Annotated in this window: 17 protein-coding genes; 10 read left to right on the top strand and 7 right to left on the bottom strand. The window is 59.5% G+C overall.

From position 1 onward, the window contains the following. Window positions 1-16: 16 nt before the first annotated feature. Genes paoC through paoA form a run of 3 tightly spaced genes read right to left on the bottom strand, consistent with a single transcriptional unit; the run spans window position 17 to window position 3803 of the window. Window positions 17-2212: an aldehyde oxidoreductase molybdenum-binding subunit PaoC gene (paoC, locus tag ACQZ5H_RS28685; protein WP_449099700.1), complete on the bottom strand. Its 2196-nt coding sequence runs from the start codon at window positions 2210-2212 to the stop codon at window positions 17-19. A gap of 2 nt (window positions 2213-2214) precedes the next feature. Continuing rightward, window positions 2215-3165, bottom strand: a complete 951-nt coding sequence (locus ACQZ5H_RS28680) for an FAD binding domain-containing protein (protein WP_148194899.1) — start codon at window positions 3163-3165, stop codon at window positions 2215-2217. Beyond that, window positions 3162-3803: an aldehyde dehydrogenase iron-sulfur subunit PaoA gene (gene paoA / locus ACQZ5H_RS28675; RefSeq protein ID WP_449099746.1), complete on the bottom strand. Its 642-nt coding sequence runs from the start codon at window positions 3801-3803 to the stop codon at window positions 3162-3164. The genes ACQZ5H_RS28680 and paoA overlap by 4 nt, the downstream gene beginning before the upstream one ends. A gap of 663 nt (window positions 3804-4466) precedes the next feature. Between paoA and ACQZ5H_RS28670 the strand changes: the two genes are divergently transcribed. Then, complete coding sequence (locus tag ACQZ5H_RS28670; protein ID WP_449099699.1) at window positions 4467-4928, top strand: ProQ/FINO family protein; 462 nt, start codon at window positions 4467-4469, stop codon at window positions 4926-4928. Window positions 4929-5398: 470 nt separating this feature from the next. Here the strand turns inward: ACQZ5H_RS28670 and ACQZ5H_RS28665 are convergent, their stop codons facing one another. Continuing rightward, entirely contained in the window at window positions 5399-5563 is a 165-nt protein-coding gene (locus tag ACQZ5H_RS28665) for a hypothetical protein (protein WP_203431510.1), read from the bottom strand. A gap of 347 nt (window positions 5564-5910) precedes the next feature. On the opposite strand from ACQZ5H_RS28665, the gene ACQZ5H_RS28660 reads away from it, so the two are divergent. Then, window positions 5911-8013 carry a bifunctional diguanylate cyclase/phosphodiesterase gene (locus ACQZ5H_RS28660; protein ID WP_449099698.1) on the top strand — a complete coding sequence of 701 codons (2103 nt, stop codon included), beginning with the start codon at window positions 5911-5913 and terminating at the stop codon, window positions 8011-8013. 330 nt (window positions 8014-8343) lie between these two features. On the opposite strand, the gene ACQZ5H_RS28655 is transcribed toward ACQZ5H_RS28660, so the two are convergent. Beyond that, entirely contained in the window at window positions 8344-8742 is a 399-nt protein-coding gene (locus ACQZ5H_RS28655; protein WP_449099697.1) for a DUF1236 domain-containing protein, read from the bottom strand. A gap of 169 nt (window positions 8743-8911) precedes the next feature. Between ACQZ5H_RS28655 and ACQZ5H_RS28650 the strand changes: the two genes are divergently transcribed. From ACQZ5H_RS28650 to ACQZ5H_RS28630, 5 genes are all read left to right on the top strand, one after another. Continuing rightward, entirely contained in the window at window positions 8912-9157 is a 246-nt protein-coding gene (locus ACQZ5H_RS28650; protein ID WP_449099696.1) for a hypothetical protein, read from the top strand. A 38-nt stretch (window positions 9158-9195) separates the two neighbouring features. Continuing rightward, on the top strand, window positions 9196-9873 hold the full coding sequence (locus ACQZ5H_RS28645) for a response regulator (RefSeq protein WP_449099695.1): 678 nt from the start codon (window positions 9196-9198) through the stop codon (window positions 9871-9873). A 146-nt stretch (window positions 9874-10019) separates the two neighbouring features. Beyond that, the gene (locus ACQZ5H_RS28640; RefSeq protein WP_449099694.1) at window positions 10020-11198 is read left to right on the top strand and encodes a GAF domain-containing sensor histidine kinase; all 1179 of its coding nucleotides are present in this window, start codon (window positions 10020-10022) and stop codon (window positions 11196-11198) included. Between the two features lie 304 nt (window positions 11199-11502). Beyond that, entirely contained in the window at window positions 11503-12837 is a 1335-nt protein-coding gene (locus tag ACQZ5H_RS28635; protein WP_449099693.1) for an MFS transporter, read from the top strand. A 296-nt stretch (window positions 12838-13133) separates the two neighbouring features. Continuing rightward, the gene (locus ACQZ5H_RS28630; protein WP_130284416.1) at window positions 13134-16097 is read left to right on the top strand and encodes a PAS domain S-box protein; all 2964 of its coding nucleotides are present in this window, start codon (window positions 13134-13136) and stop codon (window positions 16095-16097) included. A 40-nt stretch (window positions 16098-16137) separates the two neighbouring features. On the opposite strand, the gene ACQZ5H_RS28625 is transcribed toward ACQZ5H_RS28630, so the two are convergent. Both ACQZ5H_RS28625 and ACQZ5H_RS28620 read right to left on the bottom strand, forming a co-directional pair. Further along, on the bottom strand, window positions 16138-16536 hold the full coding sequence (locus tag ACQZ5H_RS28625) for a PAS domain-containing protein (protein ID WP_130284418.1): 399 nt from the start codon (window positions 16534-16536) through the stop codon (window positions 16138-16140). 89 nt (window positions 16537-16625) lie between these two features. Next, window positions 16626-16961 carry an ArsR/SmtB family transcription factor gene (locus ACQZ5H_RS28620; protein ID WP_354541188.1) on the bottom strand — a complete coding sequence of 112 codons (336 nt, stop codon included), beginning with the start codon at window positions 16959-16961 and terminating at the stop codon, window positions 16626-16628. 166 nt (window positions 16962-17127) lie between these two features. Between ACQZ5H_RS28620 and ACQZ5H_RS28615 the strand changes: the two genes are divergently transcribed. The 3 genes from ACQZ5H_RS28615 to mprF all read left to right on the top strand — a co-directional run bounded on the left by ACQZ5H_RS28615 (window position 17128) and on the right by mprF (window position 21585). Further along, on the top strand, window positions 17128-17376 hold the full coding sequence (locus tag ACQZ5H_RS28615) for a hypothetical protein (protein ID WP_449099692.1): 249 nt from the start codon (window positions 17128-17130) through the stop codon (window positions 17374-17376). Between the two features lie 883 nt (window positions 17377-18259). Next, window positions 18260-18541, top strand: coding sequence for a hypothetical protein (locus tag ACQZ5H_RS28610; protein ID WP_449099691.1), 282 nt, complete (start codon window positions 18260-18262; stop codon window positions 18539-18541). Between the two features lie 440 nt (window positions 18542-18981). After that, on the top strand, window positions 18982-21585 hold the full coding sequence (gene mprF / locus ACQZ5H_RS28605; protein ID WP_449099690.1) for a bifunctional lysylphosphatidylglycerol flippase/synthetase MprF: 2604 nt from the start codon (window positions 18982-18984) through the stop codon (window positions 21583-21585). Window positions 21586-21763: the final 178 nt, after the last annotated feature.

The following is a 21763-nucleotide window of genomic DNA, read 5'->3' as shown; positions in this document are numbered from 1 at the left end:
ACCGCGACGCGAGCGACTAGGCGACGACTGGCAGACCGGCGATCAACTTGTCGAGGGTGATCGGATACTGCCTGACGCGGATGCCTGTCGCGTTAAAGATTGCATTGGCGACGGCCGCCGATACACCGCACAAGCCGAGTTCTCCGACGCCCTTGGCCTTCATCGGTGATGACATCGGATCTGTCTCGTCCATGAAAATGACGTCCTGATGAGGAATGTCGGCGTGAACCGGCACTTCGTAGCTCGCCAGATCATGATTGACGAAAAAGCCGCGACGTGTGTCGACTGCGAGCTCCTCGGTCAATGCGGCGCCGGCCCCCATGGTCATTGCGCCGATGACCTGGCTTCGAGCTGTGATAGGGTTGAGGATCCGCCCGGCGGCACAAACGGCAAGCATACGACGGATCCGCGTCTCCCCGGTAAAGGCATCGACCCCAAGCTCGACGAAATGAGCCCCAAAGGTCGATTGCTGATGCGTCTTGGCGAGGTCACCCCATTCCATCGTATCTTCGCCAACCAAACCGTCTCCCGCTGCCTCCGCGAGCGCCACCGTGCGATTGCCGGACCGGACCTGGCCGTTCTCGAACACCACGTCATCGGAGTTGAAACCGAGTTTGCTCGCCACGGCCTCGCGCAACTTCACGCAGGCCGCATAGACGCCTGACGTCGATGAGTTGGCGCCGAACTGCCCCCCGGATCCAGCGGACACCGGGAACTGTGAGTCTCCCAATCGGACTCTGACCCTGCCGATCCCGACACCCATCATTTCCGCGGCCGTCTGCGCTATGATCGTATAGCTTCCGGTGCCGATATCGGTCATGTCGGTCTCGACCGTCACGATGCCGTCGCTATCCAGTTTCACCCGCGCGCCCGACGGCATGACGAGATTGTTGCGGAAGGCAGCTGCGACGCCCATCCCGACAAGCCAGTTTCCCTCCCGGCGCGAAGCTGTCGCGGGGCGCCTGTGCCACCCGAAGCGCTCGGCTCCCAGGGCCAGGCAGCCGATCAGATTGCGATGAGAGAACGGTCTATCGGGATGTTCCGGATCGACCTGAGTATCGTTGACCATGCGAAATTGGACTGGGTCCATTGCGAGCTTCACGGCCATTTCGTCGATTGCAATCTCCAAGGCCATGAGGCCTGGCGCTTCACCGGGAGCGCGCATGGCATTGCCTTCTGGCAGATCGAGCGCGGCAAGCCGCATGGCAGTCATGCGGTTGGCTCCAGCGTAGAGCAGCCTTGTCTGATTGACCGCAGTTTCGGGGCCGCCACCTTTGAGATCGCCGGACCAGCTCTCGTGGGCGATCGCGGTAATCTTACCATCGCGCTCGGCGCCGATGCGGATCCGCTGGATGGTTGCTGGCCGGTGGGTCGTATTGTTGGGCATCAACGGGCGTGGGAGAGCAACCTTTACCGGGCGACCAACCTCCCTTGCCGCGAAGGCGGCGAGGACGGCGTCAGCGCGCAGGAACAGCTTGCCACCAAAACCGCCACCGACGAAGGTTGACATAAGGTGAACCTTTTCCTTGTCCACGCCGAGCGTCGTTGCGAGGTCGCTCCGCCACCAGTCGATCATTTGGCTCGACGTCCAGACGGTGAGCTGGTCTCCGTCCCATGAGGCGACCGACGCATGTGGCTCCATCATCGAATGGGACTGGTCTGGTGTGGTATAGGTTTCATTGAGGCTGACGGGTGCCGATCGGAACGCCCCTTCGAAGTCGCCAACTGCGGTATCCGGTTCAGTAGACTCGTCGGGCTTTTGTGCCGACGCCATAGCAGCCCGCAGGTCAAAGGTACCGGCCTCCGCTTCATAGTCGATTTTCAGGTCAGTGGCAGCCGCGCGCGCCTGTTCAAATGTCTCGGCGACCACCACGGCGACAGCCTGATGATAATGTTGAATCTCGGCGCCGCCAAAGAGCGTGGCGGTGTTGTACTTGCCCTTGTCGAGGTCACCCACATCGAGCGTCGTGACGATGCCGAGCACACCGGGCGCCTTGCGTGCGTCGCTGGCGTCGATCGCCCGGACCTTACCCTTGGCGATCGCTGCGCCAACGGGGTATCCATACGCGTAAGGCGCGTTCGGCTCGTTCCACTCATAGGCATAAATCGCCTTACCCGTGGTCTTCAGCTCGCCGTCAATCCTTATGGTCGGCTTGCTCACCACCTTGAGCTGGTCGATCGGATTGGTGGTTGCCGGCTTGTCGAACTGCATGATTATCCCCTTGCCTGCGCAATGACGGCTGCGAGCGCTCGCTCTACCAGCTCGAGCTTGAAGCGGTTCTGTTCGGTCGGGCGGGCATCTGCCATCAAGGCGGCGGCAGCGGCTTTGGCTCCGTTTTTGAGTTCCTTGTCCCCGTCCTCGACACGCCATGGCTTATGGGCGACGCCACCGGCGGCGACGCGACCGCTGCCATCGGGCTGAATGACGGCACCGATCGAAACAAGCGCAAATGCGTAGGATGCACGGTCTCTGACCTTCCTGTAGATGTGGGCGCCGCCGGCTGGAGCCGGCAGGACAACGCTTGTGATCAACTCGCCGGGCTCGAGAACGGTTTCGATGTGGGGCGTCTCGCCCGGAAGCCTATAAAATTCACCGATTGGTATTGCGCGCGCCGAGCCATCTGCCTTGACGGTCTCGACGACAGCGTCGAGCGCGCGCATTGCGATCGCCATGTCGCTCGGATGCGTGGCAATGCAGGCATTGCTGATGCCAACGACTGCATGCTGGCGGGTGAAGCCGCCTATCGCCGAACAGCCGCTACCGGGCTGGCGCTTGTTGCAGGGCTGGTGCGGATCGTAGAAATAGGGACAGCGCGTGCGCTGCAAGAGGTTGCCTGCGGTGGTTGCCTTATTTCGAAGCTGACCGGATGCTCCTGCCAACAGCGCTCGCGACAGAAGAGCGTAATCGCGACGCACGACCTCGTGTGAGGCTAGTGCGGTGTTGCGTACCAGCGCTCCGATCCGAAGACCGCCTGCCTCCGTCGGCTGAATCTCATCGAGCCCAAGTCCGTTGACGTCGATCAGATGGGCGGGACGTTCAATCTGAAGCTTCATCAAATCGAGCAGATTGGTCCCGCCGGCAATGAATTTCGCCTCCGGATTTTCCGCAGCCGCCCTTGCAGCGGACGATGCAGAGCTAGCGCGCTCATAGGTGAACGGTCTCATGGGTTGATCCCTCCGACCTCTTCGATCGCTTCCAGGATATTGGAATAGGCACCGCAGCGGCAGATGTTGCCACTCATGCGCTCGCGAATCTCCGCATCAGTAGGGCGGGGTGGTCTCGTCAGCTCTTCGGTGACGTGGCTTGGGATGCCGGCCCGGATCTCTTCAAGTACGGCGACAGCCGAGCAGATCTGGCCAGGCGTGCAGTACCCACATTGAAAGCCATCATGTTTGAGGAATGCGGCCTGCATCGGATGGAGTTGACCGGGTCTCCCCAGTCCCTCGATTGTCGTGATATCGTCGCCCTCGTGCATCACGGCGAGCGTAAGACAGGCATTGATACGCTGGCCACCGACATGCACGGTGCAGGCGCCGCACTGCCCATGATCGCAACCCTTTTTTGTCCCGGTGAGGTGCAGATGTTCGCGCAGCAGGTCGAGAAGCGTCGTCCGGTTGTCAACGTCAAGCTCATGCCGCTCGCCATTGATGGTGAGTGACACAGGGGTCGAATATGTCATCGTGTCTCCTGTAGATTGGGCCAACGCACCTCTTTTGGCAGTGCCGGTGGCCATGACAGTGCCTTTGGAAGAGATAAGAAGCGCCACGCGACAAAGTTCCAGTGTGATCGACGCGTCAGGAATGACCGCTGCGGGCCAATCGTGCGCCGAGCGAGAGGTGCACTTGAGCCGGCAGCTTGGTCATGGGTGTCGCTTGCGCTTGCACCGGCTGCCGATAATCCGTGCAGAGGGTTCACCGCCTCGCGGTCCACGATATCCCTGACATCTTTCGCGGGTGCAAGAGCCCCGCGATAGCGAATGACGGGATTTTTCCGCGGTAAGGGTTTCAACGCATGTGCTGGCGGTCGAGCTGGCGACCGATAGACATCCCGTGCTGCGGCGTATTCTGAAGCGCTATTCCTGTATCGGTCATGCTGCCCTCCTGAGAACGATTGGTGCATCCAAGGGCCGTGATCAAGATTAGTGATAAGACAACAAGTATCTTCATGAGATGTTCTCGATGGTTGGGGCGCCGGCCGATGGCCGCGCCTAACTATATCCATCCCTTAACCCGCGCCGCGACTGATGGTTCCGCGTCCGCGGCAGGGTCGCGCGAGCATAAGTCAGTCTCGCGTTTCGATAAGCGCGGCCGACAATTTCTGACCTCGATATGGAAAAATCGACCGATCTTGACCGGATCTTGTGGTGCAGGAACAATAGGGTTAAGTGCTTTTCACCATAGCGCACCTAACACGTCCTACATGCTCGTAGTATAGAGCCTTTTCCAACGACGACACGGAGGCAGAAATGCGAAAGACCTGGAGCGTCAGCCGCGGCCCGATCGCCGCCACGCCGGCCGATGTCGAAAAGGCGAGCGCGATCAACGCCATGCTTTGCGAGCCGATTGGCATACTGCCGAAGGCTCCGGGCGATCCAATCCGTCCATTTTCCCTCGGCCTGTTCAATCACATCAAGACGCGCTTGAAACCCGAGTTCGGCGTAAGCGCCTTGCGGCGCGCCACGGCCTTCTACATTTTCTCAAAACGCTATTATTTCGCGAGCGCGCAGCCAGATTCGATGCGGCACGACATCGACGGCAAGCCTGTAGCGCCACTGACCGCGGCTGACCGGGCGGCTGCACAGAAATCCTTTATCGAGGTGAAGAGACGCCTTGAGGAGCGTCGCGACGGTGCGGTAGGTCGAACGCGGGCCAAGGAGGATGGCGATGGGCAGCGACCAAAGGCGGGTGAACGTGCGCTTCGGCTATAGCTTTCAGGAATGGCCGCCCTAACTCGTTTTGATGTCAAGCGAGGGGAATGCTGCGATGAACACGCACATATTCGATAAAGTCATAGCGGAACTGGAAGGGTTGCAGGCTCAGATCGCGGCCATCAATGCGCGTCCATTCATGCCTGATGCGCCGTCGCCGATTGCAATGCACACGAGACATTCGAAGAAAACCCGATCTGGCGATACAGGGGCTGCGGCGCGCGTCCAAGACGCCACAAAGAGGCTAACGAAACAGGGTTGATCTCTCCTGATATGTCGCGCAGCAGGAAAACCGATCGTCAGGATTCCGGCCCCCTGCTTTGAAGTGCCTTCGACGAAGCCGCTAGGTCATCGTCTCCGGGACAACCGGGAATATGATGAAAGCTGGTGCAGTGTCGCAGATGCCAAAACCGATGCGGCAAGCGAGAGTAGCTTCTGCGGACTTCAAGCTTCGCGGCGCTATGATGGAATCAGGGCGCTAGACACTCTTCGCAGATGCCGCAGCCGTCTTCGTCGAGAATGGACTTCGAACGACCGCAGCAGATGCAGGTGTGCTCGATGTCACTAAATATGGCTTCCGGCGGCAGGATCTCGATCTCCGATGCGGCAGTCAAGTCTACGGTCTCGTCTTCCATCTCGAGTTCTCCAGGTTCGAGGTTTCATCTGAGATGGGGAGCCGATCCGTTGAAACAAGATGCCCACACAGCTGGCCAGCGACTTCGAGCAGTCGATGCGATGGCCAAGCAATCATGGCTACCAAACTTCGCAATCAAGTACTAACTTCCACCAGCACTCACATCATCCGGGACCATGGCCTCTGGCGTCTGGAGCAGGTCGCAGTGCCCCTTTGCTTCCACATGAGCAGCCGAAGCCCGGTCGAACCCCCGGCGCTCGGTACGCAACCGTACCGCGCAGCGCCTTTAAGGTAATATTTGCAGTCCCGGCCTAGATTGTCCTGAGAATTTCAACGAACCATCGTCTCATGCCGCTACCAAAGTTCCCAAAACCGATCCTTTTGACGAAGGCCGCCCTAGGCACGCTCGCCTTCGTCTCCGCCCTCGTCATCTTGTCCGGGCTCGTTACGATTGCCTTCAGCGAAATGAGACGGGACGCCAACTGGATTGACGACGCGCGAGCCGGTCAAGCTGCAAGAGCGGCGATCAAGTCCTTCCAATCACGGCTCGGAGCGACCGTACGCGACAATGCGATCTGGGACGACGCCTACTTACGGATGCAGTCGCCCGCCGGTGCAGCCTGGGCCTACGAAAACTGGGGGAAAGTCAGCGCCGATTACCCACTATACGACGTCGCTATCGTCTTAACGCCCACCCTCGGCGTCTTGAGCGCCTATAAAAAGGGCATCGCGTTCGATCCGATGAAGGACTTCGGGGCAGGACTGCTTCGCCTGGTGGCAAATTCTGCGGCAACCGAACCGGCTGCGTCCACCGCTTTCATTCCCACGCAAGAGGGCCTTTATGTCGTCGCTGCCGATCGTATCCAACCTTACGACAGCAGGCCAGAGGTCTCGACACTGCATACCCTGGTCTATGCGAAGTTACTCACCCCGGACGTGGTCGGCCAGCTCGAAACGACCTTCGACATAACGGGTCTTCGACTGGCGCCCGCGCCTTTGCAGGAAGAGCTCAGCATGCCGCTGCTGGGGCCCGACGGACGCGCTGTGGCCTATTTCGAATGGCCGAGCCGCCTGCCCGGCGACCAAGCCTTTGCGCACGTCCATGGCTACTTGATTGCGGCCGCCATGGTTTTGGCATGCATTTTCGCCGGACTGTTGCGCGTGGGCATTCGCACTGCCGGCCGGCACAAGAACGATGCGGAGAGATTTCGCCTCCGCGCGTCCCATGACGATCTGACCGGACTGGCCAACCGCACCGGGCTAGCGGAAGCCTTCGACAAGAGGCAGCTTCCCGCGGCATTGGCGATTGTTGATCTTGACGGGTTCAAGGAGGTCAACGATGCCTGGGGACACGACGTCGGCGACAGTCTGATCCAAGGCGTCGCGGCGCGGCTTCGCGAGGCGGTGCCCGAGGGAACGGTCGCAAGGCTGGGGGGCGACGAGTTCGCCCTGCTGACCGATCCGGGCGAAATGTCAACGGTCGCGGCCCGCGTCCTGACAGTCATGGAGCGCGAGTTCGTTATCGATGGTCGCACGATCGAGGTGGGTGCAAGTATCGGCTTTGCCTCTCCCGAGGATGGATGCGATCGGCTGGAGCTGATGCGCCGTGCCGATATGGCGCTTTACCACGTGAAGGAGAATGGCCGCGGTCACGCCGGATCCTATCTGCCAGAGCTCGACCGGGACCGAGCGATGCGAACCGGCCTGGAGGACCGCCTGAGGAAGGCCATCGCCGCAGGCGAAGTGCAACCCTTCTTCCAGCCGCTGGTCGGTTCGAAATCCAGGGAAATTAAAGGCGTAGAAGCCCTTGCGCGGTGGCGGACCGAAGCAGGGCCGGTAAGTCCCGAGGTGTTCATCCCGCTTGCCGAACGTTCCGGTCTCATCGATGATCTCGGCAAACTGATGCTCAGACAGGCGCTCGGTGCGGCGATGCAGTGGAATGGCATTTACGTGTCGGTCAACGTCTCCCCGAGCCAGCTTAAAAATCCGCGCTTCGCTGAAGACGTCATCGCCATCGTTTACGAAACTGGTTTTGATCCTCGGCGACTGATGCTCGAGGTCACCGAAGGTGTGCTGATCGCCAATCCAGAACAAGCCAAAAGGAGCATGGAAGCCCTCAGGAAGCTCGGCATAAAATTCGCCCTCGACGACTTCGGATCCGGCTATGCAAGCATCGGTGCCCTTCGGGAGTTCGGTTTCGATCGGATGAAAATCGATCGATCCCTGGTCGTGGAACTGGACGATCCCAAGGGATTGAAGATCTTGAATGCGACGGTCGCGCTTGCCGATGCTCTAGGAATATCGGTCACGGCGGAAGGCGTCGAGACCGAAAAACAAGCCGACGCCCTCTTCTGCGCCGGTTGCGACCAGCTTCAGGGATACCTCGTTGGGCGACCGAAGGACGTCCTGCAGTTCAACGCTTTCGTCGCCAATCGTCTGGCGACGGCATAGACGTCGCTTGCGACCTGCGGCACATGCATCGATCAAGCAGCTGTCGATTTGGACCATGAACGACCAAACGTTCCCGCCGTAAGCCGTGTACCGGCCAGCATAGCCGCAATTGCTGCGATCGTTAAAGGCAGGCAACGATCGGCCCGGGCCAAGTCGGCAATTTCCGAACGTCGCACATTCGGATTTTCCGCGAATGGCTGTGCGCGCCGAGCTGCGACACGCAAACCACACTCCCTGATTCAGCACGATCGTGTCGGTTGCAGCCGCCGCCGCCCTGCACGTACTTTTGCGCAAATGCTGGGAGACAGCATGAAGCTGCCTCCCGCAAGGTCAGTTGATGACCTGGATTACCTTTCGCGACGACGGCTCGACGATAACCCGCTCGTCGTTGACGATGGCGTAGGAGTATTTCGGATTTTCTGGCACGGGTGTGACGACAACTGTTTCAGGAAGCGGCTGGCCGACGACCACCTTTTCCTTAACAACAACCTTGGCCGAGGGAGCAGGCGCTTCGCGGACATAGGTTACAACCTTTTCGGGGGGCGGATCGATCGCGGTGCCGACGACGGCGCCTGCGACACCTCCCACAGCCGCTCCAACCGGTCCGCCGACGATTGCGCCGGTGACCGCGCCGCCGGCTGCACCGTTAACGGTCGATGACTGGGCAAAGGCACCGCCGGCGATCACACTCACGGCTGTCACAGCGCCCAAGAAAAGCTTCGTAATCATGATTTTGTCCTCCTTTCCTATCCGCGGTCTTCCAACCGCTCAACAGAAACGGCGATCACAAAACCCGGTTCCGCACCCCGGACCTCGGTCCCATTCCGATTACGACCATGGTCCGGGGATCTCGCTGAAAGCCTGTGCTAAAGACTTTCAATGAAGAGGAGTTGGAAGAATGCATCGTCGTGAACTCGGAAGGCGACGGCTAGCCATGCGTCTGCCGAAAGTGCGCAGCAGGATCATGCACGCTGCCCACCCTTGGCAGCTTGAGCTCTTCGAGGCTTATGAACTGGCTGTCGAATATCGAGAGCTTATGCGGATAAACCCTTCCGAGGCCGGTCTGTTCGAAGAATACTGCCAAACATGTCTCGACATAGAGCGTGACGTCACCCGGGTGATGTCCGGCGCACCCTCTTCTTGAAGCGGGAGGCGTTCGCTACGACGCTCCTGGAGGACATCTTGAATTCAATCAGCATTGCCATCGTCGACGACCACCCGCTCTTTCGGGAAGGCGTCTCGAGCGCACTGTCACGCTTTGACGATCTCATCATCGTCGCGCAAGGTGAAAGTGCGGCGGACGCCTTGGTGCTCGCAGCAACATACCGGCCCGCGATCCTTCTGCTCGACATAACCATCCCCGGCGGTGGGGCTATAGAGGCGATCCGGAGCATTATCGCAGGCAGTCCCGAGACCAAGGTAGTGATGTTGACCGCAAGTGAAGAGATTGAAACACTTGCGTCGTCCTTTCGCCATGGCGCTTCCGGATACGTCGTCAAGGGCGTCGGGCTGCGCGAGCTTGCACAGGCGCTTCGTCGAGTCGCTAACGGCGCGCGCTACATCTCCCCGCTCATGTCCTCGCGGCTGGCTGCGATCTCGGCAGGCGGACCGCGACTGCAGAACAGGCTGACGAAACGGGAACGGGATATCATCTGGCTTGTCGTTGAAGGGCTGATCAACAAGCAAATAGCACTTCGCTTGAACCTCCAGGAGAAGACGATAAAGCATCACATGACCAACATCCTGAAGAAACTGGGCGTGACAAACAGAACGGAGGCTGCGCTGCGCTGGCGAACTTTGGCCGGCCCAACCGATATCTACGAGGCGTTGTCCGCGGGCACCGGCAAATCCGCGATCTGAGCGTCTCGTGAAGGCCAGGGCGGAGGAGCCGTCGGAAAGCCGTTCCGGCATCCGCTTTAACCGGGTCACTCGTTTTTTGGCTTCCACTCGTTGCAAAACAGCCCTTGATGTAATCAAAGTGACGTTTCGATGCAGGAGCGTCCTTGGTGGCAGAACAATTCACATCAGACATAGCTGCGGTTCAGTCGATCGCCGCCGTGCCAAGCATCCTCGACGTCGTGTGCAGGACAACGGGAATGGGATTTGCCGCCGTTGCAAGGGTAACGGAGGATCGCTGGATCGCCTGCCAGGTACTGGACCACGTGAACTTCGGCTTGCCGGCCGGGGGCGAACTCAAGATCGAAACCACCATCTGCAACGAAATACGCGACCATCGCCAGGTCGTGGCGATCGACAACGTCGCCGAGGACGCGACATATTGCGACCATCACACCCCGCGGATGTACGGTCTCCTGAGCTACATATCCGTGCCTATCGTGTTGTCGAACGACACATTTTTCGGTACGCTCTGTGCCATCGACATCGCGCCGGCCAAGGTGAACAACCCGCAGGTTATCGGCACATTTAAGCTTTTCGCCGAGCTTATCGCCCATCATCTTGAAGCCAACGAACAGCTCAGGGCAGCCAAGGACGACCTCGTTGACGAGCGCGCGCTCTCGGAATTGCGTGAGCAGTTCATCGCGGTCCTTGGCCACGACTTGCGAAACCCGATGGCTGCACTTGATGCCGGTATAAACCGCCTTCTGCGGAAGGGATGGGACGACAACTCCCCCGACATGTTGCGCCTGATGAAGGCAAGCATTGTGCGTATGGCAGGGCTGGTCGACAACGTCATGGATCTGGCGCGCGCTAGGCTGGGTGACGGCATCACCCTCGATATGGATTTGGACAGGGATCTCTCCGAGACCCTCGACCAGGTCATCGGCGAGTTCAAAACCGCTCAGCCCGACCAGGTGATCGAGACGACCGTCATCCTGCCGCGCATCGGACTGCCAGTCGACCACGCACGTATCGCCCAAATGTTTTCGAACCTTCTTGGCAATGCGCTGACCCACGGATCCCGGACGGACCCTGTCAGGATTATCGCAGGAATCAGCGGCGAAACCCTGTGGCTCGACGTCATCAATCGCGGCGACGCTATCCCGTCGGAAAGGATTGCGACGCTGTTTCGGCCATTCCATCGTGGAAACGACACGAGCCGTGAGGGTCTCGGCCTTGGGCTCTACATCGCCTCGGAGATTGCCAAAGCGCATGGTGGCACGCTGACGGTGACTTCAGGTCCCGAAACAACAGTTTTCAGGTTCGAGATGCCCGTCATCGGATGACCATTTGTGCCGCCTTTGCGGCTGCCCAATAGTCCTCCAACACAGCGCAGGAGGATGCAAAACCGAGGCGCGGAGCGTCATGACGCGTGAAGGCTGGCATTAGGGGTCCCGCGCGGCAAGTCCTCTCGTAGCTGCGCTGCCCAATGTTTAGCTGCTATCGTGCTGCCCGCGACATGAGACTCGCCACCTTTCACCGACACAATCGCAAGCGATGCTTGAATGCGCACTGCTGGCACTCGTTTTGGCAAAGGAAACGCCCGGAACCATGTAGAGCCGTCCTCGTTGCTTTCGCGTAAGGCAGGCCATGCGCGATGACGGCTCTTCAGGGCGCGACGTTTCAAATGGGCTGATCCTGCCACACAGCGACAAAAAAGCAGCCCGACCGCCGGATGGACGGAGTTACGAGGCCGAAATGACAGCGACGTCCTTGCCTGCCCTATCCGCCGCGTTCCTCATGAGCATGTATTTCAGAAGCTACTTCGGCGTGGTCGGTCCGGCCCTCACCGCTGAACTGGGCCTGTCGCCGCAACAGTACGGCTGGCTCGCATCGGCGTTTTTCGCATCTTTCTCGATCCTGCAGATCCCGGTCGGAATGTCGTTTGACAGGTGGGGCGTGCGCTTTCCGATGGCAGCGATGATGGCCTGCGGAGCCGCAGGGGCTGCGCTGATAGCATTAACGCCCGGGTACCAGGCGGCGATCATGGGCCAAATTTTGATTGGCGTCGGTTGCGCGCCGATCTTCATGGGTGTCCTGTTTTATGTCGGACGGACAAATTCACCGGCGAAGGCGGGACGGCTTGCTGCAACCGTCAGCGGAATCGGTTCGATGGGCGCGCTGATCTCGGCCTCGCCACTATCTTGGTTCGTTGAGGTATTCGGCTGGCGATCTGCATGCTGGGCGGCCGCATCAGCCATGGCGGCGAGCGCAATTGCTGTTTGCGTCGCGCTCGGCAAGACGCCCTCAGCCGCGAGCGAAGCGCCGGCCGCTGAGCACCGCAGATCGATTGTGCCACTGCTTTACCTCGTTCCCATCTGCATGACGCTCTCCCTTGGCGGAACGTTTCGCAATGCTTGGGCCGCGCCATATGTCACGTCCGTCTTCGGCACACATACGGCAATAGGTGAAATCCTCACAGCGATCAGCATTGTTGGCATCGTCACAAGCGTCGTCCTTCCCGCAGTCCTCGCCCGTGTTGAGGGACGCAGGATTGTGATCTTCGCCTATGTCGCGGGCGTCATCTGTGCCGTCATGCTGTCCGCAGGGCCGGATGGCAGTTTCCCTGCAGCCTGTGCCGGGCTGTCCCTCCTTTATGCTATGGGGAACGTGCACCCGCTCATCATGACAGAAGCCCAGGCCCGCATCCCTTCGCACATGCGCGGCATTGCGCTTGGAGTGCTGAACACGCTGGTCTTCTTGGGCGTGTCGGTAGCCTCGGTGGTGTTCGGGCAGATCGCAGGACTGTCGCTGGCGCCAACAACAACCTATCGCCTGATCTTCGCCGCGACCGGCCTGGCGCTCGCCATCGCTTTGTTGTCATATGTCATCGTCCCGCGATCGGATCGAACCCCGCGCGCCCACACCGACAATTCGCGTCAAGACGCTGCGACCCGGGCGAACAGTGCGACCGGCAGCGACTGAAAGCGAAAAAGCGCGGCTAGCGGTTCGACAGGCCTGATCGGCAAGCTCAGCGGATTGACTTTGGCAATCGCGTCTCCCCGGGTAGCAGGGCTTCGGATCGACTTAGTACTTTGTGCGATATCGTTCGACACCCCGACGAAAGAGGAGGGTGTTCTGGAGCCTTTTCCGCTTTTGCCACTCCTCCGGGTCCTCGCCGGATCCCCGCGTCGCAGAGGCTGCTCGGCTGAAGTCAATCAGCCGAGAATAATTTCGCACGCATGCTGTCCATAGGGCAGGATGCGCGCTAGGTTCGCCAAATGGATGATACGAAACAATATCTTGAAGGCCACGCATTCGTTGGTGGTGGTGAAGCCGGCGATGCCATCCGACAGATGGATTGGGGACTGACGCCGCTCGGACCAATCCGGGCATGGTCAGCGGAATTGAAGGCTAATGTCCAGACCGTGCTAGCGTCACCGGTTCCGATGGTGGTTCTGTGGGGACCGGAAGGCATTCTCATCTATAATGACGGTTATGCAGCTGTATGCGGCCCTCGTCACCCCGCAGCTCTTGGCGGAAAACTTCTTGAGGTCTGGCCTGAGGCTGCAGACTTCAACGCTCATGTGATAGCAGCTGGATTGCGTGGTGAGCCGCTTAGCTTCCATGGCCAAGAGCTCGAACTCTGGCGACATGGCAGAGCTGAGCAGGTGTGGATGGACCTGGAATATCTGCCGATACGGGATGCCGCGGGCAAGCCGATCGGCTCCCTGGCGATGGTGTTTGATATCACCCACCGCGTGCTCGCCGAGCGTCGCCTGGCGCAGAGTGAAGAGTTATACCGCTTCCTGGACGAACTTGGTCAGGCAGTTGCGGGCCTGCATGATGCAGATGAAGTTCTCGCCGTCACGACGCGCCTAATAGGCGCACATTTGAGCCTCTCAAACTGCGCCTATGCCGATATGGATCCTGATGAGGATGGCTTCACCATCCGTGGTAACTGGCACGCACCGGGGTCTCCCTCGATCGTCGGGCACTATAGTCTCTCCGATTTCGGAACTCTAGCGGTGCAGGAGCTGGCCGCCGGCCGGCCGCTGATCATCAATGACAATCTTGCCGAGATCGCGCCCGAGGAGGCAAAAACCTTCCAGGATATCGGGATCACTGCAACGATCTGCATGCCGCTGGTGAAAAACGGTCGGCTGACCGCTTTGATGGCAATCCATGACAAGGCACCGCATCGATGGTCCGACTACGAATTGACGGTCATCCGCGAGGTCACGGAGCGATCGTGGGCCCATGTCGAGCGTGTGGGTTCTGAAGCAAACCTTCGCGCGAGTGAAGAACAGCTTCGCCTGGCCGTCGATGCAGCTGAAATCGGCCTTTGGGATGTGGACGTGGTTGCTGACACCTTGTTCTGGCCGCCCAGGGTCAAAGCGATGTTTGGCATCTCGCCCGACGTCCCCGTTTCGATGCAAGATTACTACAGCGGCCTTCATCCTGAGGACCTCGAACGAACTTCGGCTGCTTACGCGGCAGCGGCAGATCCCGCCGTGCGCGCCGTCTACGACGTGGAGTATCGGACGATTGGCAAGGAAGATTCAGTCGTCCGCTGGGTCGCGGCGAAAGGGCGTGGCGTATTTGAAGGGGAGCGCTGTCTACGAGTGATCGGAACCGCGATTGACATTACCGAGCGCAAGAAGACTGAGCTTGCCCTACGCGACCTCAACGAGACGCTGGAAGCGCGGGTCGCTGAGGGGCTGGCCGAACGCAAGCTTCTGGCTGATGTCGTTGAGAACACGACAGCAATCATTTTCGTGGCGGACCAGGACTTCCGTTGGCTGGCGATGAACAGGGCGGCAAGCACCGCGTTCGAGCAGGTCTATGGCGTGCGCCCGGTGATCGGAGCATCTATGCTAGAGGCGCTCGATCACCTCCCCGAGCATCGCGAGCATGTGCGCCGGACCTGGTCGAGGGCGCTCGCCGGCGAGGAGTTCACGCTGGTAGACGAGTTCGGAGATACCGCATATTCCAAGCGTTGGTTCGAACTCAATTTCAACGTGCTGCGAAACACTGCGGGTCGCCAGATCGGTGCCTACCAGATTGTGTATGACATCACAGGGCGCTTGGCGGAGCAAAGGCGCCTGGCGGAGGCGGAAGATCAACTTCGACAGGCGCAGAAGGTCGAAGCGCTCGGTCAGTTGACCGGCGGCGTCGCTCATGACTTCAACAACTTGCTGACCCCGATCATCGGCTCTCTCGACATGCTGGTGCGCAGGCAAATTGGGACCGATCGCGAGCGCAAGCTGATTGGTGGCGCATTACAGTCGGCCGAGCGCGCCAGAATACTCGTCCAGCGACTTTTGGCGTTTGCTCGGCGCCAGCCGCTGCAGCCGCTACCGATCGACGTGACGACGCTTGTCGCCGGGATGGGAGAGTTAATCCGAAGCACGACTGGCCCTCAGATCCAGGTTGTCATTGACGCAAGCCAGGACCTTCCGGCGGCCCGAGCCGACCAAAATCAGGTCGAGATGGCCCTTTTGAACCTTACCGTGAACGCCAGGGACGCCATGCCGACAGGCGGCACGCTGCGCATCAGCGCGAGCGCTCGCGAAATCCATCCGCAGAAGCCTGAAGATCTGAAGCCTGGCCGCTACGTCGTTATCTCTGTTGCCGATACCGGCGAGGGAATGAGTGATGAGGTCCGAGCGCGCGCAATCGAGCCATTCTTCTCGACCAAAGGCTTAGGACAAGGAACCGGACTGGGCCTTTCAATGGTGCACGGCCTTGCACAGCAACTTGGCGGCGGCATCCGCATCTTTAGCCGGGTGGGTGTTGGCACGAATATTGAGCTCTGGTTACCAGAGGCCGGTGACGCCCCTGTCAGTCTTGCGACCAATGACCCCGGCGGCACGACGTCGATCGGCCATCGAGGGACGGTGCTGCTCGTCGACGATGAAGATTTTGTTCGCATTAGCGCGGCCGATATGCTTGAGGAGATCGGCTTTGATGTCGTTGAAGCCTCCAATGGCGAGGCTGCGTTGGCATCGCTGGACAGCATCGCAGATTTAAAGCTCGTCGTGACGGATCACTTGATGCCGGGCCTGGATGGGGTCGAACTTGTGAGGCGTGTTCAGCTGCTGCGGCCTAATCTGCCTTGCCTGATCGTCTCTGGATATGCCGACGTCGAGGGGATCGCACCGGATCTACCCAGGCTGACGAAGCCGTTCAAGGTTGAAGACCTTAGAGAAGCTCTTATTGCGTCGGGATTTGGAGCAAATTGAGTTCTGGCCAACTGCACATCCTCGACCAAGCTCCCCGGCTTCAGTTGCTGGTGACCTGACCTGTGGAAGGTGCGGGTATCACCACTCCGGCATAGTGGACGGGATTGTCGGTTTTGTCTCGAAAGCAACGCCCGAAGGCGCGCACGGCATTGTACTTTCCCAGCAAGCCGAGCGTGCGGTAAAATTGCTCCGTGGGATGCTCCGCGATGATTGCATCGCTGATCTGCTTCGCCAATGACGCCCGGTCGTCAGGGTGCACACGCTCAAGGTAGGTTCTGATAGGAAGCCCCCTCTCCGTCATGGACGGGTCTAGCCCGAAAAGCGACGCAACGGCGCTGTCGGCATAGACAAGATCGCTAGAAAGGTCCCAGGTGAAGAGGCCCGGGTCAGGCATGCGCTCGGTCGTAATCGACGTCGAAAATTCGAAGCTGTCCGTCATCCCCACCACCAAACTTTCCAGGTGAGAATGCCATCTCGCATAACAACTTCAAGGCGGCGAATCGCGAACATCCGGACTTTTTGTGCACCTTATTCTGACATGGGTACGGCATAGATGTCCTTCAACGACCGCAAGAGCTTCAACACACCCGGGTGGCCAGTTGAGTAAAAGATGCTCTGCGCCTCACGGCGGGTGACGACAAGCCCGCCCTCCCGCAGGATCGACAAATGTTGTGATAAGGCTGACTGGCTGATTTCAAGTCGCTCACCCAGTTCACTTACTCGGATTTCCTCGTTGGAAATGATCGAAAGAATTTTCAGGCGGACCGGGTTGGCCATGGCAGAGAGAAGTTTCGACTTTTCAATCAGATCTGGATGCATCATGGACATTTTTGTTGTTGGGCGTGCAGTTGCGGCGCAAAGCATCGGTCAACGTCCGACTTCTTCAGCGCTTCGTGTCTATAGGCGCTTTGCAGAAAGCCTTGCAACCGCTTATTGATTTGCTGCATCCGATCAGACGAGCTCGGCACGTGACGCGGCGTAAGTGGCGGAAGCTAGCAGGATTGAGCGCCCGGCACTTTCGGTAGCGCTGTTGCAGATCAATCTTTTTGGGAAGGTCATCGGTCGTTTCCGCTGGGGCGGGCTGTCCAGAAAGACCGCGAGGAAGATGATGCTCTTTGAGGAGAAGGCGGATGCAAATGTGCTGCACGACATGATCAGCTTTGCGAGCAAGCAAAAACTGCTTTATCGCCCGAGACGCGAATTCGGACTTTTTCGAAGGGAAACCCAACCGCACGCGTTCGGCTCTGCCTCGCCTCGACAACCCGTCGCCAGTGTCTAGCAAAGTCCGCGCGCCGGCCTCGCGCGGGCTTTTCCTTTAGGCCTGCGGAACCAACAGACGTTCGGTGTGTCTGGCCATCGGCATCTGATTGTTGGTGACACGATCGGGTGTCAGGCTCTTTCAGTCGATGCAAGAGCGTGCCCACGTCTTTGACCTGGGCAGGGCAGCGGCGTCCAAGTTAGCATTCAGCGCTGACCTTTTTGCATGCACCCAGATCGGCTCAAAGAAACCTGTGCGATTTGGCAATTGCAAAACCTCCATTGCGGGCAGCAGGTTTCCGAGTGTCGCTCGAGGCCCCCGCTCCGCATGCAAGATGGCGTTTGCGTGAAGCAGTCTTGGAGATGCCGCTGAGGCGCAATTAACACGGTTGCAAATGTAAGTGCTCTGTCACACCTAAAGGAGATCGCCCCACGGATGGGGCTGGGTTGAAGCCTGGGGTTTGCAGGGCGATCTCAGTGGCAATTGGATTCAAACCACTTGCCGGAGAGCAACGTACACCTTCTGCGGGTGATGTCGAGAGTTCGCTACCGTACCAACATGCCGGCCGTCCATCCGTGCCAGTGCCATGAGCGTCACGCGCGCAGCAGGGTGTTGCAACAAAGCACGCAGGCTTATCGCAGTACGGGATTAATAGCCTTCGTTGTCACCGACCGCCTCCAACCAAGATCCCATCGCCCCAGGGCCCACTGTTCGTCAACGGTATCAAAATCGCGAACACATCAGGAGAGCGCGCTGCAATTAGATCTCGGCCGTCTCGTTGAAACCTGCTCGGCTCGCTACAGACACCGGCGCTCGGAAGTCCTCGACGTACCGCCGGCTTATCATGTATACAAAAAGGCCACCGCGAGGAATGCGCCGATCGCGGTGGCCCAAGTAGCACTTCATGAAAAAGAACCGCTTCACGAACCACGGAAAAGCGGTGCTCGATTATTTACCAAAGGCTTCAATCCCAATCAAGCGATTGCTGGTAAACCAGATGTTGAAGGATCCCGTCAGCCTCTCGACCGAAAAGCCGGCGCAGCTTGACGCAGCAACAAGGCGCTCCCGTTTGACGAGCGCCAACAGGTTTTGGCAGAACCAATATCCACCATTTGAAGACTCGCCGGCCGTAGAGTCACAAGCAGGTGGAGAAGTGGGGCTCCTATCCGTCGTGACGTCATTGTAACAGGCTGCCTTGCAAAATCGGCATGCATGAGAGTGCCGTTTGTCTGTTTGCGAGGCGAAAGGCCGTACATGGAGGACGGCACCCGAATAACCGACCTTAGACGCCAGACATAGTGACAGAGATTTTGCTTTGGTGCAAAGCCACTAAATTTCGCTGATCCTTTCCGAGACTGGCGGGCCGCTATGGCTTCGTAGACCATGAAACGACCAGGGAAGGATGATCAACGAAGTCTTTGGGGCATACCCGCGGTCAAGACATCTGACCGATAGATCGGTTGTCGACCGGCCCAAGCATTTCATCGAAAGCTTCGCTCAATCGGCCGACGTTTGTGATTACCCCATCAAATGCGGCCCTTCTGACGACGGACCAGTTGAATCCTGATGCCGGTGTCTTTAAACGCCGCTTTGATAGCGGCGGCGACCGCAACCGCGAGGGGTAACATGGCGAGTCAGAACAGTCTGGAAGAGATGGAAAGCGAAGAGGCCGGTGGGTTTCGCGGCTTTCTCCGGCGATATCGCACGCAGCTCGTGGCAGCCGCGACGCTGGTCCTGTTCTGCATGGTCGGCTATGCCATCATGCAGCTTACGGATGAAGTCCGCTATGACGACGTCGTCGAAGCGCTTGCCGATACCCGCGTCAGTTCGATCCTGCTCGCGCTTCTTTTCACCGGTCTCAGCTTCTTCGCGCTGATCTTCTATGATCTGAACGCCATCGATTATATCGGCAAGAAGCTGCCCTTTCCGCATGTGGCGCTGACGGCCTTCAGCGCCTATGCGGTCGGCAACACCGCCGGTTTCGGCGCGCTCAGCGGCGGCGCGATCCGTTATCGCGCCTATTCGCGCCTCGGCCTGACGCCCGAAGATATCGGCCGCGTCATCGCCTTCGTGACGCTGTCTTTCGGTCTTGGCCTTGCCAGCGTCGCGGCAATCGCGCTGATGATCATCGCCGATGAAATCGGACCGCTGATCAATACCAATGCGCTGCTGCTGCGGATCATTGCCGGTGCGATCCTGGCCGGACTTGCTTTCGTGGTCTATCTCGGTCGCGACGGCAGGGCCGTCAATCTTGGCCCGATCGCTGTCCGCCTGCCGGATTCACGCACCTGGTCACGCCAGTTCCTCGTCACCGCCTTCGATATCGCGGCGTCGGCGACCGTACTCTACGTTCTCCTGCCGCAGACGGCGATCAGCTGGCCGGTGTTTCTGGCGGTCTATGCGATTGCCGTCGGTCTCGGCGTTCTCAGCCACGTTCCGGCTGGTCTCGGCGTTTTCGAAACCGTCATCATTGCCTCGCTCGGCAGCGCGGTGAATATCGATGCGGTTCTCGGTTCGCTGGTTCTCTACCGCCTGATCTATCATGTGCTGCCGCTGCTGATCGCGGTGCTTGCGGTATCGCTGACCGAGCTTCGCCGCTTCGTCGATCATCCGGCCGCATCGAGCATCCGTCGCATCGGCGGACGCCTGACGCCGCAGCTGTTGTCGGCGTTTGCGCTGATCCTCGGCGTCATGCTGATCTTTTCGAGCGTCACGCCAACGCCAGACGAAAACCTCGAATTCCTGGCCAACTACCTGCCGCTGCCGATCGTCGAAGGCGCGCATTTCCTGTCGAGCCTGTTCGGCCTGGCGCTCGTTGTCGCCGCCCGCGGTCTTGGCCAGCGTCTCGACGGCGCCTGGCTGGTCTCGGTGGTCTCGGCCGTGCTGGCGCTGGCGCTGTCACTCCTGAAGGCGATCGCGCTTGTCGAGGCGATCTTCCTGGCGATCCTGATCTTCAGCCTGTTCGTCAGCCGCCGGCTCTTCACCCGCCATGCCTCGCTTCTCAACCAGACGCTGACGGCGGCCTGGCTGATGGCGATTGCCGTCATCTGTGTCGGCGCGGTCGTCATCCTGCTGTTCGTCTATCGCGACGTCGAGTACAGCAACGAGCTCTGGTGGCAGTTCGAATTTGCCGCCGAAGCGCCGCGCGGCCTGCGCGCCGTGCTCGGCATCACCATCATCTCCTCGGCGATCGCGATCTTCAGCCTGCTGCGTCCGGCGACCTTCCGCCCGGAACCGGCGACAGAAGAGGCGCTGCAGCGCGCCGTCGATATCGTCAAGGCGCAGGATTATGCCGACGCCAATCTCGTTCGCATGGCCGACAAGAGCATCATGTTCTCCGAGAAGGGCGATGCCTTCATCATGTACGGCCGCCAGGGCCGCTCCTGGATCGCGCTGTTCGGACCGATTGGAAATCAGGAGGCCGCTCCCGAACTCGTCTGGAGCTTTGTGGAGGCGGCGCGCGCCGCGGGTTGCCGCGCGGTGTTCTACCAGATCTCTCCCGGGTTGCTCTCGCACTGCGCCGATGCCGGATTGCGCGCCTTCAAGCTCGGCGAGCTTGCCGTTGCCGATCTCGGGGCCTTCGAGATGAAGGGCGGCAAGTGGGCGAACCTTCGCCAGACGGCAAGCCGCGCCCAGCGCGATGGCCTGAGCTTCGAAGTCATTCCCGCCGACGGCGTACCGGCCATTCTCGGTGATCTCTCGGTGGTCTCCAGCTCCTGGCTCGAAGACCACAATGCCAAGGAGAAGGGCTTCTCGCTCGGCGCTTTCGAGCCCGACTATGTCAATTCGCAGCCGGTCGGCGTGTTGAAGAAGGACGGCAAGATCGTCGCCTTCGCCAATATCCTCGTTACCGAAACCAAGTCCGAGGGCACGATCGACCTGATGCGCTTCTCGCCGGAAGCGCCGAAGGGCTCGATGGACTTCCTCTTCGTACAGATCATGGAATATCTCAGAGCCGAGGGCTACAAGCACTTCAACCTCGGCATGGCACCGCTTTCGGGCATGTCGAAGCGTGAAACGGCGCCGGTATGGGACCGTATCGGCAGCACCGTCTTCGAGCACGGCGAGCGCTTCTACAATTTCAAAGGCCTTCGGGCATTCAAATCAAAGTTTCATCCGCACTGGCAACCGCGCTATCTTGCGGTTTCAGGAGGGGGCAATCCGATGATCGCGTTGATGGATGCGACCTTTCTCATCGGCGGCGGATTGAAGGGAGTCGTCAGGAAATGATCGTTTGCTGAAATAAAACGCGGTTGGCCTTGGTGCCCGCGGGACACGGCTCGGATTCATTGCGGGTGTCAAGGAGATTAGCGTCGGACAATGCCACGGGACGCGGCCGTCGGCTTGGTCAACTGGCGAGCTGGACATCGCGCAGGTCACCGAGCTAAGAATCGCCATACCCGGGCGT

The organism is Rhizobium sp. 21-4511-3d (assembly GCF_053522545.1).
Note: the sequence above shows the minus strand (reverse complement) of the source record. Positions and strands in the feature narration are given on the sequence as shown.